Below are 19,163 nucleotides of genomic sequence, written 5' to 3'. Positions count from 1 at the left end.
ACAAACCAATACGCTTGGGTTATCCCTAAAAACCTTAAGTTGCGTAGGTTGGGTTGAGGAACGAAACCCAACAATTAACGCTTAATATTGGGTTTCACTTCGTTCAACCCAACCTACAATTATCCTTAACTGAACTGTATTGTCCTATAAATTGGTAGAAAAAGTTACCCAAAAAGCCAAAAAGTCAAGAGCCAAAGTCAAAATATTGACTCTTAACTCTCAACTCTCCCATTTTAGATTTGGATTTTGGATTCAAGAAAAAATCTAAAAATCTAAAATCCAAAATTGATTAACTTCTAACTGTTGACTAAGATGCTGATTCCCTAGCTGTAGGTGAACCTAGCTTTTTACTAGGAGATGCAGAAGACTCGTGTCCACTTGTCCGCAGTTTTGGCTTAGGAGAAGCATGTCTTTCTTCTCCATTGCTGCTATCTGATTTCCACGCAGAACGGGGGCGATCGCTGGAAGATTCACGACGCTTGCCCAGTCTGGGTTTGGGAGCGGAAGATTCCTCTTGGGGAATTTCCACATCTGAGTTCAACCAAGCGGGACGAGTTTGATCGTAAGCGATTTGCAGTGCAGCTGCGGCGATCGCCTGAGCATCGTATTCTTCAATCAGTTCGCTGACAATTGGCAAGAATGAAGCCAAACGCTCACCTGTCAAAGCTTCTCGCACCAGTTCTTGCAATTTCAGAATGTGTTTTGCTTCAATCTGGGCGCGTGTGGGAATTGTCAGCACTTGCCAATTTTGGCGGTTATGACGTTCAAATGTTTGCTGCTTGCGCCGCTCAAATGGTTGTACTAAAGAAATTGCTGTTCCTTCTTTACCAGCACGACCAGTACGACCAATGCGATGGACGTAAGTTTCTACGCTATCGGGTAAGTCGTAGTTGATCACATGAGAGAGTTGATCGACATCTAACCCTCGTGCTGCAATATCAGTTGCTACCACCCAGCGGACTTGACGGTTACGGAATCTGACTAATAACCGTTCCCGCGCTTGTTGGGACAAGTCACCGTGGTATTCATCGACACTATGACCAGCAGATTGCAACTGACTGGTAAGTTCTGCGGCTGTGCGTCTGGTGCGGACAAAAATTAAAGCTGTTTCTGGATCTTCCATTTCCAGAATCGGCTGTAAAGCTTTGGCTTTTGTCCAGTGGCGGGGGATCAGATAAGCTACCTGATTAATCTTGTTGGGAGCGGCTTTTGGCTGCTCAACGGTGACTGTCGCCGGCGATCGCAAGAACTTGTTCACCAACATCCGAATTGATGGTGGCATTGTTGCCGAGAATAAAGCTGTTTGGCGATCTACGGGCGCTTGGGAGAGGATTTTCACCACATCGTCAATAAAGCCCATGCTCAACATTTCATCAGCTTCATCTAACACAAACCACTTCACTTGATCGAGCTTTAAACAGCCGCGATCTAGCAAATCTATCACCCGTCCTGGTGTGCCCACGACCATGTGAACGCCACGTCTGAGTTGTAACATTTGGCGGTCAATTGATTGACCACCGTAGATTGCTAACACCCGCAATCCTTCATCGCCGATGAACTGAGCGATCGCATCGTGAACTTGCATTGCTAATTCACGAGTTGGTGTTAAAACTATGGCTTGCACGGCTTTTTGATTAATATCTAGCCGCTCTAAAATTGGCAGTGAAAATGCTGCGGTTTTGCCTGTTCCAGTTTGAGATTGGCCTACCACATCACGACCAGCTAGCAATTGGGGAATTGCCTGTACTTGAATGTTAGTCGGTTCGGTAAAACCGATTTTTTCTAGTTGTTCGACACGTTCTTGGGAAATGCCTAATTCTTGAAATGAAAGAGTCATTAATTCTCCTAAATTTTTTGTAAGGATTTTTGGATTAGTCATTAGTCATTAGTTATTAGTCATTAGTCATTAGTTAGCCAGCAGAGTCTTAGAGGAAACCCTCCATGAGGAAATACCTCACCAGAAGGGCGAACCCGTAAGGGTCATTTGACAAAAGACAAATGACAATTTAGTTATTGACTACTTGACCATAGAGGTCGTATGTATCAGCGTGGTGAATCGCTATTGGCACGATGGTTCCTAACTTTGCGTGACCTTTGACATATACCAGACCATCGACCTCTGGGGAAAATCTACCTGAACGACCGATTAATTCACCACTTTCAGGATTTTCTTGCTCAATCAGGACATCAACTATTTTGCCTACTTCCTGTTGATTTTTCTTTTGGGAAATCGGTTGCTGGAGTTCCATAAGTTGGTATTGGCGCTCATCCATCACCACTTGGGGCAACTGATTTGGTAGCTTGTAAGCTGGGGTTCCTTCCTCAGAGGAAAAGGTGAAGACACCAACATGGTCGAATTCATGCCGTTGAACAAACTCTAGTAGATGTTCAAAATGCTCGCTTGTTTCTCCTGGGAAACCAACAATAAATGTTGTCCGCAATACGGCTGTTGGTAGCGCCGTTTTGATGCGATTTATAATCCCATCATTTACACGTCCTTGCCAAGGACGATTCATCGCGCGGAGGATCTCTGGATGAGAATGCTGCAAGGGCAAATCCAGATAAGGCAAGACGTTGGGTGTTTCTTGGATCGCCGCGATCACATCTGGGGTCAGTCCCGTGGGATAAGCGTAATGCATTCTGATCCACGGTATATCTACTTTCCCCAAAGCGCGAAGTAATTCAGCTAATTTTGGCTGACCGTAAATATCTAGACCGTAATTAGTGGTGATTTGGGAAATTAGAATAATTTCCTTTACCCCTTGACTAACTAACTGCTCCGCTTCGGCGACTATAGATTCAATAGTACGCGATCGCTGGTTCCCTCGAAGATGAGGAATTATACAAAATGCACAACGATAATCACATCCTTCCGCAACCCGCAGGTAAGCTACGCCCTCGGTTGTCGTGCGATAGCGCGGTGTAGTTTCGTCGGCAATGTAGGTTGGTTCAATACTAACCTGTTTGACCCGCTCGCCTTGTTCTACACGCTCAATTACATTTACAATTTTGTGATAATCGCCAGTACCCACAACTGCGACTGCTTCTGGCAACTCCTCCAAAAGTTGTTCTTGGAAGTGTTGCGCCATACAGCCAGTGATTACGATTTTTTTGTTTGCCTCTGCCAGTTCTACCAAAGTTCTGACAGATTCAAGTCTCGCTGCTTCAATAAAACTACATGTATTAACAATAACGTAATCTGCTAACTCTTCGTTTGTATCTACACCGTAGCCTGCTTCTACAAGCAGTCCTAGCATATGTTCTGTATCAATTCGATTTTTCTCGCAGCCCAGGTGAGAAATGGCAATTGTTGGCTTGTCACCCATATTTTGAAAATATCATCATTTTTTTCTTGTAGTCAAACATTCTGGCGCTAACTTTGCTTTTTTGCTATCAGAATCCTCATCAAAACAGTACAGTGGCAAATTCCCACTGTCAGCAACTGTCCGTCAACTTATGACCCTATCAATTATAAAAATAGAGGTCATGTTATGATATTCCTATCAATCTGTTCCCCAGGGTAAATTGAAGTGTCTTTGGGTACATTTGACACTTGTAATGTTTTTTAACAGTTCGCCTATTGGTATTTTACATTACCGCAGCGTGTGCGTTGTTAACCTACCCATCGGGGAGCCGCCCAAAGGGCTTGTTGTGAGAAGTCGCTACCCTCAGGGAAATCGACGAAAGCGACTACGCCTATAAAGCAGTAATGCTACCCTGGCGATTGGCAAGTCCTACGACGGTGCGCGGACCAGACGCCTAAACCACGGAAAGCTGCCTTGCGTCTAGTGAGTGGCAAACTCCTCTTGTAGCCAGATTTTATCTTAACATATCTTATGGGAGGTTTCACGCCAATTTCCATCTGAGGAAGGAGGCAGTAGACCAACTATCATAAAACACATTTGACTAATTAATGAAAAGTCAAGAGTCAAGGGTTAAGAGGAGCCAGTCATGTGCGTATTTTCCCGACCTTAAGGGGAGTAGCGTTGAATTGGCGTTCAATAGTCAAAAAATTCTGGACTCTGGACTCCGCGAGGCGGATTAAAGAAGTGGACTTATATCAGATATTTAAAACTCGCTCACCGATTATTGGCGTGGTTCACCTGCTACCACTGCCTACTTCGCCCCGTTGGGGAGGTAGCCTAAAAGCGGTGATTGGCCGTGCCGAACAAGAAGCCGCAGCCCTAGCAAGTGGAGGGGTTGACGGGCTAATTGTGGAGAATTTTTTCGACGCGCCGTTTACCAAAAACCAAGTCGATCCAGTGGTTGTGAGTGCCATGACCATTGTGGTGCAACGGATACAAAATTTGGTGACTTTGCCCATAGGCTTAAATGTTTTGCGAAACGATGCCAAAAGTGCAATGGCGATCGCTAGCTGTGTGCAGGCACAATTTATCCGCGTCAACGTTCTCACAGGAGTGATGGCAACCGATCAGGGATTAATTGAGGGAGAAGCCCATCAATTACTCCGCTATCGACGGGAGCTAGGCTCTGATGTTAAAATCCTCGCCGATGTGTTGGTGAAACACGCCCGTCCTTTGAGTTCTCCAAATCTCACAGTCGCCGTCAAAGACACCATTGAAAGGGGTTTAGCAGACGGAGTTATTTTGTCTGGCTGGGCTACTGGTAGCCCTCCTAACTTAGAAGATTTGGAACTTGCTTGTGGTGCAGCAAATGGCACGCCAGTGTTCATTGGTAGTGGGGCTAATTGGGAAAATATTGATACATTGATGCAGGCAGCAGATGGTGTAATAGTTTCCAGCTCCCTGAAACGTCACGGACGCATAGAGCAACCAATTGATCCAATTCGCGTCAGTCAATTTGTTGAGGCTGCCCATCGCAATTGGAACTCCAAAGGTGAAAACAAATCAACAGAACAAGTGAAGTTACATTCTTAGGGAGTGGGGAGTAGGGAGTAGGGAGTACGGGGAGCAATTATTATTCCCAATTCCCAATTCCCCATTCCCCATTCCCCATTCCCCATTCCCCACTCCCCATTCCCTAATATTTATGATTCGCCGCCGTTCTACTCCTTGGATTCATAAATGGTCACGTCCATTGATTGCCGCGATCGCTGGATGTGGTGCCCTGATAACAGGTTATCTCACCATAGAAAAGTTAACAGGAGGCAATGCAGCTTGTGTTGCACAGGCTGGTGTCAAGGGCTGTAATGATGTGCTTTCCAGTCCTTGGGCAACGGTTTTTGGCCAGCCATTAGCCTTGTTTGGGTTTTTGGCATACACCAGTATGGTGATATTTGCTTTGGCTCCCTTGGTATTCAACTCAGGGGAAAACAATCGCCGCAAACAATTGGAAAATTGGACGTGGTTGCTGCTGCTGGCGGGTGCGATCGCTATGTCTGTCTTTAGCGGCTACTTAATCTACGTGCTGACATCTCAAATTAAAGCTATTTGTCCTTACTGTATCGGTTCAGCTTTGTTCTCTGTGAGTCTTTTGGTACTGACGATTATCGGTCGGACTTGGGAGGATATTGGACAACTCTTTTTTACTGCCATTATTGTCGGGATGGTGACGCTGATTGGTACTTTAGGCGTATATGCTGGCGTGAATAAATCAGATATTACATCGGGAACTCCTGGACAACCCGTACAGATTAACTTTACTCCCAAGGCAGAGCCTAACCCAGCATTCGGTTGGGAAGTTACGACTACTTCTGGTGAGGCAGAAATAGCTCTAGCACGCCAGCTTGCAAAGGTAGGCGCGAAGGAATACACTGCTTACTGGTGTCCTCACTGCCATGAACAAAAGCTGCTTTTTGGTAAAGAAGCCGAAGAAATAATCAACAATGATGTTAGGGTAGAGTGCGCTCCCGATGGACTCAAAGCTCAAACACAACTGTGTAAAGCCGCAAAAATTGAAGGCTTCCCCACGTGGATCGTCAATGGTAAAAGCTATAGCGGAGTCCAAAGCTTAGAGGAACTAGCGAAAGTTTCTGGTTACACGGGCCCTCGTAACTTCAAGTATTTCAAGTAATTGACAGGCTAAGATTAATCATTAATTTTTCACCTCTACTATGCCTCAAAACCACAACAGCAATTCCCGAAGATTGCCCAAAATTAAAACCACAATTTTCTACATCTTCGCTGTCACTGCTGTTTTAGTAGTAGCCTTTCCTTGGCTGTACGAAATTAAAACCAAGGCTGGGATCGACATATTACCTCAACGCCACGCTGGAACCTTTTTTGAAAAACATACCCACGGACTTTTCAAGTGTAAGTGGCTTTATCCTTACCATTGCGATCGCCCCCAAGGTTAAGTAGAGAAACAGCACTGGGAGCTATCTTAGGATGTAATCATGTCAGCCAGCGCCGAACCCAAAGGTGTGCCTGTTGAAAGTTACCATAATTTTAGTCGCTACAAATAGCACGATTGAAGAACCTTGCTGAGTTGAAAAAACTCTTAGAAACTCTATTTAGCTCACACTTGAGCTATTTTTAGTCCGATAGTTAATTAGCTATAGGAAATAGAGAATGAATCAGCAGCTAGGCAAGCGTTTTGTGAAGTTAATCTTTAGACTGAAACAATCGCTTAGTCGAGGACACAAAGAATTGATTATTGCCGCCAGCGTTGCAGTATGCATCCTGATTTTGCACTCCATCGGATTATTGCAATCTTTGGAGTTGGCAGCTTTAGATCAATTTTTTCGCTTACGTCCAGATGAACCGCCAGAAGAACGTATTACAATCGTAGTGATTGATGAGGTCTATTTAAACGAAGTAGGTTCGTGGCCGATTCCAGATGCGAATATTGCTCAGTTACTGCAAAAATTAAATGTCCAGAAACCCGGTGCTATTGGCTTAGATATTTATCGAAATTTGCCAGTAAAGCCTGGTAATCAAAAGCTGCTTGATGTTTATAAGTCAATGCCCAACTTGATTGGTATTGAACTACTAGCAAATGAGAAAAATAAAAACATTAGTGTTTCACCTCCACTGGGACTAAATCAGGATCAAGTGGGCTTTAACAACGTGCTGTATGATCTTGATGGTAAAGTACGTCGCAGTTTGTTATATTGGCACGTCGATCATCAGGCACACGAAAGTTTTGCTCTGAAGTTGGCTTTATTGTATTTAAAGTCAAAGGGAATTACCCCCACCAAAGCAAAAAGCAACCCTGAGTATTTGCAATTGGGTAAGGCAGTATTTAGTCGTTTTGAGGCTAATGATGGTGCTTATGTGGGAACTGATGATAAAGGCTACCAACTTTTGACCAATTTTCCCAAACCCAAATGTCAAAGTTCATCTGGAGAATTTTATCGTTTTCGCCAGGTATCGATGAGAGATGTACTGGCTGATAAAGTCAAAGAAAACTTAATCAAAGATCGGATTATACTTATTGGCTCCATTGCACCCAGTCTCCAGGATTTTGTATTCATTCCCTATTCCAGCAATCTAATGGGTACGGCAAAGCCTGTACCTGGTATTGAACTGCAAGCTTATTTTATTAGTGAGTTAATCTCCGCTGCTCTGCAAGGACGACCATTAATCAAAGTCTGGACTGACTTAGTGGAATACTTGTGGATTTTTATCTGGTCTTATTTGGGAGCCGTTACCACATTGCGGATACGACACGCAACTATAAGCCTGCTCAGTATCCTTGTTTCTTGTTTTGTATTAACCCTGAGTACGTACTTTATTTTCTTGTATGGTTGGTGGATACCGCTCATTCCCTCACTGTTTAGCTTTGGCAGTTCAGCTATTTGGATGACCAGTCATATTGCCCATATTCAGCAAGAGTGGAAACGCTCCAAAGAATTTTTGCATGACGTAATCAACACGATTCCTGATCCAATTTTTGTGAAAAATGAACAACACCAGTGGATTGTTTTAAATGAAGCGTATTGTCGATTTATCGGTTATCCGAATAAGTTATTAATTGAAAAGTCAGATTATGACTTTTTCTCTAAACATGAAGCCGATGTGTTTCGACAACAGGATGAGCTTGTGTTTCGGACTCAGCAACCCCAGGAACATGAAGAAGAATTTACAAATGCCGATGGTCAGACTCATCAAATTGCCACTAAGCGATCGCTCCACAAAGACGCAGCCGGCAATTTCTTTTTAGTTGGGGTCATCCGAGATATTACTCAGCGCAAGCTCAGAGAGGAACATCTCAAACGTACTGCTGCTAAACTATTCCGCTCTAACAATGAATTAAAACTCAAAGAAGATAACTTGCGTTATTTAGCGGATCACGACCCCCTGACCGGTTTATCGAATCGCAAATTTTTTGCTGAACAACTTTACGAGTCGTTACATTGGGCGCAACACAACAACTTCTTGCTGGGACTGCTGTTTATTGATCTAGATGGCTTTAAGCAGATCAATGATACTTTGGGACACGAGACGGGCGATCGCTTGCTAATGACTATTGCTGGACGACTCAGCAACTCTTTACGCGCTAGTGATACACTTTCTCGGTTGGGTGGTGATGAATTTACTGTGATTTTACGGGCAATTCCTAATGTTCAAATAGCTGCTAAAGTCGCAGAAAAAATTTTAAGCAACATTAACAAGCCAATTGTTTTGGACAGTGACACAATCCAAGTCTCTGCCAGTATTGGCATTAGTATCTACCCATACAACAGTCAAGACAGTGAAACTTTGATGAAACAAGCAGATGCAGCAATGTACCGTGCCAAGCACTTGGGTAAAAATCGCTACGAGTTTGCTTAATGGGACTTAGACAAAAAACACCCAGAAAAAAGCCTCAAATCTATATACAGAGAGACTTTAACATCGTTTTGCTTGGTTCATTGATATATCTGGGTTTGAGCCATTTTTGAGCATTTGTTGTATTTCCCTAACCCTGTATGGGTTTGAGGCTTGTTTATCCCTCAAAAATGTTTAAGTCCCGCTATGTCTTTTCGATTTTTTGATTGGTTGACTCATAATCGTGACGTGTTTGCCGCTTATAAAGCTAGTTTAGGCTACATTTGGGCTTAATTTTTGTTTAAGTCCCATTAATTAAAACTCTATCCCTTTATGGGTAGAGTATTCTGAATTATGAATTATGAATTCTGACTCCTTTTTATGTATCTTTACTGGAATTAGATTTTAACTAGACAAGGAAATAAGTATTATTTAATATTTTTTCAGCATGATTATTCACTGGACATAGTGTTTATATTTAGGGTATTTAAAATATTATTAAGATGCTATTAATAAATAGTAAAATTAGGCGCAATGCTCACAGTAATTTATCAACATATCTAACTTTAGACTGATGTGAAAATAGCATATTTAAGAATACCACTTAAGTATAAAGAGTATTTAATGTCAGCAAGTTAACGTTAATCTACAAGTACATACCACTATTACTTCTAGACTACTAGCAAAGATTTAATCAAGTTGAAATCTATTTTGCGACAAAGGTAGTAAATATACGGTTAAAAATAAAAAATACACTTTTAAATGAAAAATTAGTAAATTTACTGAAATCTATGAAGAGTAACTTCAGAATCACAAAGTTTATGATATTTTGTATAGGTGCTTACATACTAATGCAGCAAATTGCCGCTTGCACAGGTATATTCAGAACTGCCAGTGCTAATGCTTTTGGCGCTACTAGCAGTAACACCTTAATTGCTAGTAAAGTCAATTCTGAAAATTTAAAAGACATATATATCCCACCAAATTATGGTGGCCCCGACAGTCATAATGGTAGCGGCACTCGCTGATAGCAATTTTGGATTTTAGATTTTGATGAAGCAGCGCTGTGAGCAGCCTTTACTAGAACCTGTAGGGAAAACTTGAATCAAGACAATAGTGGAGATTTCCACCAATGATTTGTTTGTATAAGTGTGTGGACTTGCCAATTTAGGTCTGGTTGAGGGTAATCTAAACGGTAGTGTCCGCCTCGACTTTCGGTTCTAAAAGCAGCACTTTTGAGAATTAAATCAGCCACATCTAATAAATTGCGGGTTTCTGCCCAAAGTCCCAATTGCCGTTGAACATCTGGTATGTCAAAACTAGCTGGTTCTGCTGGGCGTAAAGCAAGCAAGAATTGACTTAAAGGCAAGATAGCGAAATCTTGCTGCCAAGATTCAATAGTAGCGATCGCACTTTCCAACCCTGATTGTTCCCGACAAATACCAGCACTTTCCCATACTAGACGCGGTAACTTCTCCCTGAGTGCTTCTAGCTGTGCTTGCTGGATGTGCCACTCACTGGCATCAACACTAAATTTTCGTAATGGCAGCACTGGGGTTTCTGATGGCAGCCCAATACTTTCCAACTCAATATTAGCCATCTGGGCCCCAAACACAATACATTCCAGCAGGGAATTACTGGCAAGGCGATTTGCCCCATGCACCCCGGTACTAGCGGTTTCACCCACGGCGTACAAACTGGGGATATTTGTGCGATTCATTAGATCCGCGACAATTCCACCCATCCAATAATGGGCAGCTGGCGCTACAGGAATTGGTTCATGGAAGACATCAACGCCCCAATGCTGACAAACTTTGATGATGTTCGGAAAGCGGTGACGAATCTTGTCGGCGGGGATGGAGCGCATATCCAACCACACATGGGCGGTCGCCAGATCAAGGGCGGTACGTTGTAAATGGCTGAAAATTGCTCTACTGACCACATCTCTGGGTGCCAGTTCCCCCGCAGGGTGGTAGTCAAAGGCAAAACGCCGCCCTTCGTTATCGACAAGGTGTGCGCCCTCGCCGCGTACAGCTTCGCTAATCAGAAACCGATCGGCACCAGGTTTAGTCAGGGCAGTGGGGTGAAATTGCACAAATTCCAAATCGCGGAGGATCGCCCCAGCCCGATATGCGATCGCTACCCCATCACCCGTACTTACGGCCGGGTTAGTGGTTTGGGCAAATACCTGACCGCCACCGCCAGTTGCCAGTACCACAGCACCAGCTTTTACCCATGTGATTTTACCTTGATAAAACAGGCTAATTCCCTGACAGCGACCAGTTTCGGTTTCAATCCACAAACTCAAAGCCAAAGCTTGCTGAATAACTTGAATATTCTGGCGACGTAATACTTGGTCGGTGAGGGTGGTGGTAACTTCCCTGCCTGTGGTGTCGGCGGCGTGGAGAACGCGGTTGCGAGAATGGGCAGCTTCTAAAGTTAAAGCCAAGGCTTGGCCATGACGGTCAAAAGCAACGCCCAAGTTAACTAACGATTGAATGCAGTTAGGGGCAAGTTGGGCGAGAAATTCTACGGCGGTGCGATCGCATAAACCTGCACCAGCCCGGATCGTATCTTCAATGTGCAGCGTGGGAGAATCTTCCGGGGAAACTGCTGCGGCAATGCCACCTTGCGCCCAATCACTGGCGGACAAAGCAACAGTTTCTTTGGTAATCAAGCCGACTCGCAAGGACTCTGGTAGACACAGCGCTGTGTATAGTCCAGCAGCACCAGCGCCGACTACTAAAACATCAAATTGGCTAGGAATATCTATCTGAGGCAAGGTAATGGGGGAGGGGGAAGTGAGGAGTTAGAAGTGAGGAGTTAGAAGTGAGGAGTTAGAAGTTTTGAATTTTTAACTCATAACTCCTAACTCATAACTCCTAACTCCTAGTTCTCCCACTCCCTAGAATTAGAAGTGGGCTGCTATTTGCTACATTAACTGCAATTCAGTTATCTGTAGATACCGTTGTTAAAGCGATCGTCTCCTTCATTGAAGGCAGGCTCTACTTCTGTGACGGTGAATTTATCGAAGTTGGCTTGCAGGGTTTGTTTTTGGCGATCGCTCAATCCTGGAAGATCCAATATATCCTCTACATTTTTGTAAGGAGCATTGGTGATGATTTTCTTAGCCAGGGTAGGATAAAGCCCTGGATATTGTTGAAAAGCTCGGACGTTGGTATTATTCAAATCAATTTTTTTACCAAATTCCGTTCCTAGTTTAGCGTCTGCCCGATTCTGCCGCTCAATTGCTAGAACTGGGACTTGGGGAAAAGCAAAACTGTTGAAACTAGCAGCTTGGGCTATTTGAGTGGTTCCTAACCATCCCCAGCAACTAAGTAACAAACTAAACACTGTTAATAAACGCGCTAATCTTTTCACGATTTTTCTACCTCTTTCCATCAAACAGAAATAAAAGTTTTAAGCTAACAGTGGTCATTAGTCATTAGTCATTAGTCATTAGTCATTCGTGAGAGCGCCAAGGACAAAGGACAAAGGACAAAACCTGATAGCTTAATCAACACAGCAGTCATCAAAAACTAATATACAGCGTATTAATATCCACAATATTTGCCATTACTGGGTTTGACTATATTTTTGCCAAAAATCTTCATCGTGGTTAGAGTGCCTGCATAGCTGCAATAGCCTCCTATCCATGATCCTGTAGCATTCCCAGCTAGACGAAATCTTTCCGGGATGGCTAATTCTGGCGATGTCTAATACCGAAAACTCTACCAAAAAAGACTTGATGATGATGGACTCTTATGTAATATTTCTTAACTGATTAATCATCTACAGCATTATTTTTGATCTGCTGTAGATTGGGCTGGGAAAAGTTTCCGCAAGAGATGCAACATAAGTTCCTTCTTCACGCTGCGATCGCAGCTAATAAAAATAGGCTGTCTACCAAAATTGTGCTTAAAACTGCGCCACTAAAGGCATACCAGTGTCTTTGATTTCGACCTAAAGGTAAAATCCCGACTGTCAACAGCACTAAGGCGAGAATTATAGCCCAAGTTTGTCCCCAAGGCGTTTGTACTTGCGTTAAGGCATTTTGTAAGATTTGTGGTGCTAAATCTGCATCTACTCTCATAATTTGCCGCCAATAGGGCATCAAATCTACTATATAAAAATATACATCTGTTAAAATTGTACCGAGTAAAGAACCTAAATAAAACCAGTTACCCACCTTGCCCCAATTCTTCGCCAAACACCAGCAAGCAAACGGTAAACCGATAAACTCCACTGGCAGATGCCATAAAGGTTCCCAACGTAACCAGCCCCAGTAAATCGCTCCTGCTAACCAACTCCAACTAAACCCTAAGAGCAAATCCCCCCAGATATAAGTTGCAGGACGTGACATTAAGCTAAAACTTAGCCACACCCAAAATGCTGTCAGCGCTAAACTTAGACTTGGTAGCGATCGCACTATTGGCGCTTCTACAAATACTGGCACTGTTACCAAAAACACCGCCGCCGCAAATACTAACCAAGTTTGTCGCGCAGAAATAGATAAGGGAAGAGAGAGAGAAGCGGAGAGTGTAGATTCCAATTGCCTCATACTCTTCTGCCCACTATCAGCTAAATCCAACTCGGTATCAATAGAATGGGTAGAAGCAGTGTAGGAGGACAGCGTATTATTAATCAAAGTTTTTAATATTTGTTACTAAACTTCATCTTATTTAAGATATCACATTTTAAAATCCCCCCCTGGGGCATTGTAATTATACTGAAATTTCGGGGAGCGCTGGCGCAAACCAAACAAAATATTCTGCGGCAGATTAATCCATTAAAGTTGCGCTATGTACAGAACTCCTTTGTAGTCCCTTGTAAATGGGGTAATACAGAGACGTGAGTTCGACAGCTCATGTAGTAACCGCCTAATTAGCGTAAATATTGAAATCTCTTAGAGGTTTTACTATGCAAAACCCTCCCTCTCCGACTCGGAGAGGGACAGACTTGAACTTTAGTTTAAGTCAGGGAGAGGTTCATCGAACTCACGTTAAATATTAAAGTTTGATGAATTGCCAAAATTGCGTTGACTTATTGAGGTGGGTGTAAGAACATGGTCAGCGTCTTCGATGATGTTATTAATCAGTGAAATTGAATTTTCTACAAGATTGGGTGCAGTGGAGAGTATATAAAGTAACATCATCAGCTAAACAATGCTCATAATCATGTCTAGAACAGGAAAAAGGTATTAATTGCATATGGAGTTTATTCAAGCTTTTATTTTGGGCATTGTTCAAGGTATTACAGAGTTTTTACCGATCAGCAGTACTGCCCACCTTATAATTTTTACCAAGGTATTTGGTTGGAAAGAATTAGGTTCTAAAGATTTTGTTGATGCAATTCAATTTGGCAGTGTTATCGCAATTTTGGGGTATTTTTGGTCATTGATTTACAGTATTGTCAAAGGTGGAATCGAAGCAATAAAAGACAAAGACTGGCAACGTGAGGAGTGGAAAATTCTTGTCGGTATTGTAGTAGGAACAATGCCTGCCTTAATTTTCGGCTTTCTTTTGAAAGACGTTCTACCGGAGAGTGCATTAATTATTGCCATTATGTCGATCATCATGGCACTTGTACTAGCTTTTGCAGAAAAAATTGGCACTCGCAAGCGAGGTTTTGATTCATTGCAGATTCGGGATGGTATTTTAGTTGGATTGGGACAAACACTTGCTTTGATTCCGGGCGTTTCTCGTTCTGGTTCGACGTTGACGACTGCCTTATTTTTAGGATTAGAACGCGATACAGCAGCGAAATTCTCATTTTTGTTAGGGTTTCCAACTCTTACCATTGCTACGCTGTATAAAAGTTTGAAAATATTCAAATTGTTTCAAGCCCACCAGTTGCCAGATAACATTGTTGAACTGTTAATTGTAGGGATTATTTCAACCTTTATTTTTTCCTACCTATCAATTGCATTTTTGATCAAATACCTAGCAACCAAAAACACTTTGGTTTTTGTTTGGTATAGATTAGCATTCGGTAGTGCTATTTTAGCTGCGATCGCATCAGGTTGGAAGGGATAATTCCATAATAGTCATTAGTCATTAGTCCAAAGCAAATGACTAATGCCCCATGCCCCATGCCCCATGCCCCATGCCCCATGCCCCATGCCCCATGCCCCATGCCCCATGCCCCATGCCCAATGACTACCATTAACCCTGCCCGAATTACCAAAGTTCTTCCAGACTCAATAGCCGCAGAGATTGGCTTTGAGGCTGGGGATGCGATCGTTGCTATCAATGGTACACGTCCCCGCGATTTAATTGATTATCAGTTTTTGTGTGCTGATGAAGTTTTGGAATTAGAAGTTTTAGACGCTGCTGGTAAAACTCATAGCTTGGAAATCGAAAAAGATTACGATCAAGACTTGGGGCTAGAATTTGAAACTGCCCTATTTGATGGCTTAATTCAGTGCAATAACCGTTGCCCATTTTGTTTTATCGACCAACAGCCACCAGGTAAGCGCACCAGCTTGTATTTAAAAGACGACGATTATCGTCTGAGCTTTTTGTACGGCTCTTATCTTACCCTTACGAATCTACCAGAAAGAGAATGGCAGCGCATTGAACAAATGCGCTTGTCTCCGTTGTATGTTTCTGTTCACGCCACCGAACCCGAAGTTAGAATTAGACTGCTAAAAAATCCGCGTGCGGGACAAATCTTGCAACAACTCAAGTGGTTTCAAGAAAGGCGACTACAAATTCATGCTCAAGTAGTTGTTTGTCCTGGTATAAATGATGGCAAACATCTGGAACAAACTCTCAAAGATTTAGCGTCCTTTCATACTAGTGAAGTGCCGGCGGTGGCATCAGTGGCAGTTGTGCCAGTTGGCTTGACACGGTTTCGGCCCCAAGAAGATGAACTCACACCTGTAACCAGGGAAAAAGCCCAAGAAGTGATTTCCCAAGTGCAAATGCTCTCACAGCAATTTCGCCAACAATTCGCCTCCAGCGTTGTTTGGTTAGCCGATGAGTGGTTTTTGATTGCAGGTGAGGAATTACCCAGCGAATCTGAATATGAAGAATATCCCCAAATTGATAACGGAGTTGGTTCAATTCAATTATTTCTCAAGCAATTTGCCACCGTTGCGGCAGAATTACTACCGCCAAAAGTTTATCCTCAGAGAAGATTAACTTGGGTAGTGGGCAACGCAGTAGAAAAAGCATTCCAACCGATTTTGAAACGCTTAAATTTTGTTGAAGGTTTAGAAGTCAATATGCGTGCTTTATGTAGTGATTATTGGGGACAAACTATCAGCGTAACTGGATTATTAACTGGTCATGATTTGCTTTTAAATTTAGAAGGGCAAGATTTAGGTGATGGGATTTTGCTACCGAATGTCATGTTAAAAAATGGTGAATTAGTGTTTTTAGATGATATGAGTATTGAGGAATTAGCTGGGAGACTAAATACAAAAATTTTGCCAGTAGCAGGAGTTGAAGATTTAATCAAAACGTGTATTTTCAATTCTGTTCAGGTTTAGTTATCAAAGTTCAGTTATTTCTCGGAGGTAATTTATTGTTATGCTGGATGATAAATAAGAAGTAATGCTTAATAAATAATCCACTGAGGAGTCAGGAGTGAAGAATCAGGAAAAATATCGTAAAAAGGTAAATTCAGAAATAAAAAAAGCCGGATTATTCATTTTAATTTTTAATTTTTTAATTTTAAATAGTTTTAGTATTTTGCCAGTAACGGCGGCGACTGAAGAACCTGTATTGAGCGTAGTGTATGGCCAAGAAAATGCAAATCAATGGACAGGGATAAGCGATCGCTTACAGGCAATCGGGGTGAAATATTGTGTAATTCCCCTAAATGATGTCAAGAGTGCGGCAGATTGGGGCGATCGCCGGGTATTATTTTTGCCAAATGTCGAGACATTAACGCCAACCCAAGCGATCGCTCTAGAAGAATGGATGAGTCAGGGAGGGCGGTTGATTGCTAGTGGGCCTGTAGGTAATCTCTCATCGCCAGGAGTGCGCCAGTTATTGCGATCGCTTTTGGGAGGTTATTGGGGATTCAGCCTCAGTGATACAGAACAGATTAAACCCGCAAAAACCGATATTCCAAAATGGGCAAATCAAACTGAACTCTTTGGCAAAGTGCGCGGCGGCGTGATGATTCCTAATGATATGGGCACTGAATCTCCTGCCGTTTGGAATTCCAAAGATAATCCTGCCGCAGTAGTGACAACTGAGCGTTCCACCCTTTTGGGCTGGCGCTGGGGAACAAATACAGCCTCAGGCGCCGAGTTAGATAATGCCTGGTTAAAAGCTGCTCTCAACCACTATTTGACAGCGCCAGCGCCATCGAATCGCATGAAAAAAGTAGCAGGAGGTTCCCAAAACTGCTCTACAACGGTGGCGGTGGCGTCAAGGGAGCAGGGGGAAACAATTCAAAATTCAAAATTCAAAATTCAAAATTACTCCGCCACTTTGCCACTCTCTCCCTCCCTTCCTGCTAAAACTGCGACTGCTCCCATACCTAGAGCGCTGACTACAGTCAAACCCCCAAATTCCGAGGCTATTGATCAGTTGGAACAAGCGGTGCGTCTGGATGTTGCACCCAACTCCAATCAGCCGATTGATAATAACGAAGCGATCGCTCTCCAGCAAGAGCTAGAAAATCTGATTGGTCGGGTGGAAAGTGCTAATTTAGCGGTATTAGCTGATGCTGCTAATGAAGGCGTTGGAATATCTGAGCAAAAGCAGTCCTCTAGGAATCTGGACACCTACACCCCCCAATCTGTCAAGGTGCAACCGACGCAATTGGCCTCAACTAAATTGGGAGGGCTAGTCAGAAGTAAAGACCAAACCTTGGCACAGGTAAGGGTAATTGCCAAAAACTTACCCATATTGATTGCCCAAAAAAACTACGCTCTGGCTCGTCAGCAGTGGCTGGTAGCGAAGACGATTTTATGGCAGCAGTTTCCTGTTGATCGGAGGCAGGCTCAACCAGAAATTCGGGCAGTTTGGTTAGATCGGGGGACGATTGTTCGCGCTGGTAGCAAGGCGGGACTGGCACAGATTTTTGATCGCCTAGCCCAAGCTGGGATTAATACCGTCTTCTTTGAAACTGTTAATGCTGGCTATACCATTTATCCGAGCCAAGTCGCAAAAGAACAAAACCCATTAATTCGTGGATGGGACCCACTGGCAGAAGCAGTGAAATTAGCCCATGAGCGCGACATAGAATTACACGCTTGGGTTTGGACTTTTGCTGCTGGGAACCAACGGCACAATGAAATTATCAACGTTAATCCTAATTATCCAGGGCCTGTACTGGCGGCTCATCCCGATTGGGCAAACTACGATAACCTGGGCAACATGATTCCCGTTGGGCAGACTAAGCCATTTTTTGACCCAGCCAACCCCGAAGTGCGGCAGTACTTGCTCAAGCTGTATGAGGAAATCGTCACTCACTATAACGTCGATGGTCTACAGCTAGACTACATTCGCTACCCCTTTCAAGACCCATCAGCAGGTCGAACCTACGGCTATGGCAAAGCTGCAAGAGCGCAGTTTCAGCAACTTACTGGTGTAGATCCGATAAATATTTCCCCTAGCCAACCAGAACTGTGGCAAAAGTGGACGATATTTCGCACCGCGCAAATTGATAGCTTTGTTGCCCAAGTATCACAGCAGTTGCGACAAAAACGACCTAATTTGATTTTGTCGGTTGCAGTATTTCCTCTGCCAGAACTAGAGCGGATTCAGAAAATTCAACAAAATTGGGAAACTTGGGCCCGGCGGGGAGATGTAGATTTAATCGTTCCCATGACTTATGCTCTGGATACTTCTCGCTTTGAACGACTAGCCCAACCCTGGATTGCCTCTAAAGAATTGGGAGCTACATTGTTAGTACCGGGAATTCGCTTACTTTCTTTGCCAACAATCGGGGCATTCGATCAACTCCAGTTGGTAAGGGATTTGCCAGTTAGTGGTTATGCACTCTTTGCCGCAGAAAATTTTAACAACGAGCTACAAAAACTCTTTATTAGCACCCAAGGTAGGAATCAATCCACAAGAAGTGAACCGATTCCTCACCGCCAGCCTTTTCAAACTGCCGCCATCCGTTACATCGCGCTGCAACGGGAATGGAAATTTGTTTTCCAAAATGACCAACTACAAAGACCTGCTCAGACAATATCAGATTTTAACAACCAGGCAGAAGTTTTAGGCAGTGCTTTAAATCAGCTTGCTGCTTCCCCTTCTCCTAGTAAGTTAATAGTGGCGAGAGCCTCTCTAACTCGCTTCCAGTCTCAATTTAGGGTATTGATGAGCCAAGAGCTTAAGTCAAATTCCTATCAAGTCAAAGTTTGGGAAAATCGGCTTATAACTATAGAAAGGCTATTGCGTTACGGCGAACGGCGGGGGCAGTTGCGTCCTTAGTGAAGAGGTAGGGGAGACAAATCAATTCAAAATTCAAAATTCAAATTTTGCCAGACTAACCAATATATATTAAGTGACTACGTTACGC

13 protein-coding genes are annotated in these 19,163 nt (G+C 43.3%); 8 read left to right on the top strand and 5 right to left on the bottom strand.

Annotated features, from left to right (window positions below):
* Positions 1 to 307 precede the first annotated feature (307 nt).
* Positions 308 to 1,837 carry a DEAD/DEAH box helicase gene (locus V7K36_RS11605; RefSeq protein WP_334829898.1) on the bottom strand — a complete coding sequence of 510 codons (1,530 nt, stop codon included), beginning with the start codon at positions 1,835 to 1,837 and terminating at the stop codon, positions 308 to 310.
* Positions 1,838 to 2,006: 169 nt separating this feature from the next.
* The gene (gene rimO, locus V7K36_RS11600) at positions 2,007 to 3,326 is read right to left on the bottom strand and encodes a 30S ribosomal protein S12 methylthiotransferase RimO (RefSeq protein WP_335115826.1); all 1,320 of its coding nucleotides are present in this window, start codon (positions 3,324 to 3,326) and stop codon (positions 2,007 to 2,009) included.
* A gap of 723 nt (positions 3,327 to 4,049) precedes the next feature.
* Between rimO and btpA the strand changes: the two genes are divergently transcribed.
* From btpA to V7K36_RS11575, 5 genes are all read left to right on the top strand, one after another.
* A complete protein-coding gene (gene btpA, locus V7K36_RS11595) occupies positions 4,050 to 4,898 on the top strand; it encodes a photosystem I biogenesis protein BtpA (protein ID WP_335115824.1) in 849 nt (282 codons plus the stop codon).
* A gap of 112 nt (positions 4,899 to 5,010) precedes the next feature.
* Positions 5,011 to 5,994 carry a vitamin K epoxide reductase family protein gene (locus V7K36_RS11590; RefSeq protein WP_335115822.1) on the top strand — a complete coding sequence of 328 codons (984 nt, stop codon included), beginning with the start codon at positions 5,011 to 5,013 and terminating at the stop codon, positions 5,992 to 5,994.
* A gap of 40 nt (positions 5,995 to 6,034) precedes the next feature.
* On the top strand, positions 6,035 to 6,277 hold the full coding sequence (locus V7K36_RS11585; protein ID WP_334829732.1) for a hypothetical protein: 243 nt from the start codon (positions 6,035 to 6,037) through the stop codon (positions 6,275 to 6,277).
* Positions 6,278 to 6,491: 214 nt separating this feature from the next.
* Positions 6,492 to 8,696, top strand: a complete 2,205-nt coding sequence (locus V7K36_RS11580) for a CHASE2 domain-containing protein (RefSeq protein WP_335115820.1) — start codon at positions 6,492 to 6,494, stop codon at positions 8,694 to 8,696.
* 797 nt (positions 8,697 to 9,493) lie between these two features.
* A complete protein-coding gene (locus tag V7K36_RS11575) occupies positions 9,494 to 9,700 on the top strand; it encodes a hypothetical protein (RefSeq protein ID WP_335115818.1) in 207 nt (68 codons plus the stop codon).
* A 77-nt stretch (positions 9,701 to 9,777) separates the two neighbouring features.
* Here V7K36_RS11575 and nadB read toward each other — a convergent pair whose 3' ends face one another.
* The 3 genes from nadB to V7K36_RS11560 all read right to left on the bottom strand — a co-directional run bounded on the left by nadB (position 9,778) and on the right by V7K36_RS11560 (position 13,320).
* Complete coding sequence (gene nadB / locus V7K36_RS11570) at positions 9,778 to 11,454, bottom strand: L-aspartate oxidase (RefSeq protein WP_335115816.1); 1,677 nt, start codon at positions 11,452 to 11,454, stop codon at positions 9,778 to 9,780.
* A gap of 170 nt (positions 11,455 to 11,624) precedes the next feature.
* The gene (gene psbU, locus V7K36_RS11565; protein ID WP_335115814.1) at positions 11,625 to 12,053 is read right to left on the bottom strand and encodes a photosystem II complex extrinsic protein PsbU; all 429 of its coding nucleotides are present in this window, start codon (positions 12,051 to 12,053) and stop codon (positions 11,625 to 11,627) included.
* A 487-nt stretch (positions 12,054 to 12,540) separates the two neighbouring features.
* Positions 12,541 to 13,320, bottom strand: a complete 780-nt coding sequence (locus V7K36_RS11560; protein ID WP_335115812.1) for a DUF3120 domain-containing protein — start codon at positions 13,318 to 13,320, stop codon at positions 12,541 to 12,543.
* 562 nt (positions 13,321 to 13,882) lie between these two features.
* Here V7K36_RS11560 and V7K36_RS11555 point away from each other — a divergent pair.
* The 3 genes from V7K36_RS11555 (at position 13,883) to V7K36_RS11545 (ending at position 19,075) form a co-directional block, all read left to right on the top strand.
* Complete coding sequence (locus tag V7K36_RS11555; RefSeq protein ID WP_335115810.1) at positions 13,883 to 14,707, top strand: undecaprenyl-diphosphate phosphatase; 825 nt, start codon at positions 13,883 to 13,885, stop codon at positions 14,705 to 14,707.
* 119 nt (positions 14,708 to 14,826) lie between these two features.
* Positions 14,827 to 16,167: a TIGR03279 family radical SAM protein gene (locus V7K36_RS11550; RefSeq protein ID WP_335116060.1), complete on the top strand. Its 1,341-nt coding sequence runs from the start codon at positions 14,827 to 14,829 to the stop codon at positions 16,165 to 16,167.
* 97 nt (positions 16,168 to 16,264) lie between these two features.
* Positions 16,265 to 19,075 (top strand): family 10 glycosylhydrolase, encoded by a 2,811-nt coding sequence (locus V7K36_RS11545; RefSeq protein ID WP_335115808.1) that lies wholly within the window; start codon positions 16,265 to 16,267, stop codon positions 19,073 to 19,075.
* Positions 19,076 to 19,163: the final 88 nt, after the last annotated feature.

This window comes from Nostoc sp. (assembly GCF_036919555.1).
GTDB lineage: Bacteria > Cyanobacteriota > Cyanobacteriia > Cyanobacteriales > Nostocaceae > Nostoc.
This window is presented reverse-complemented; position numbering and strand designations above follow the sequence as displayed.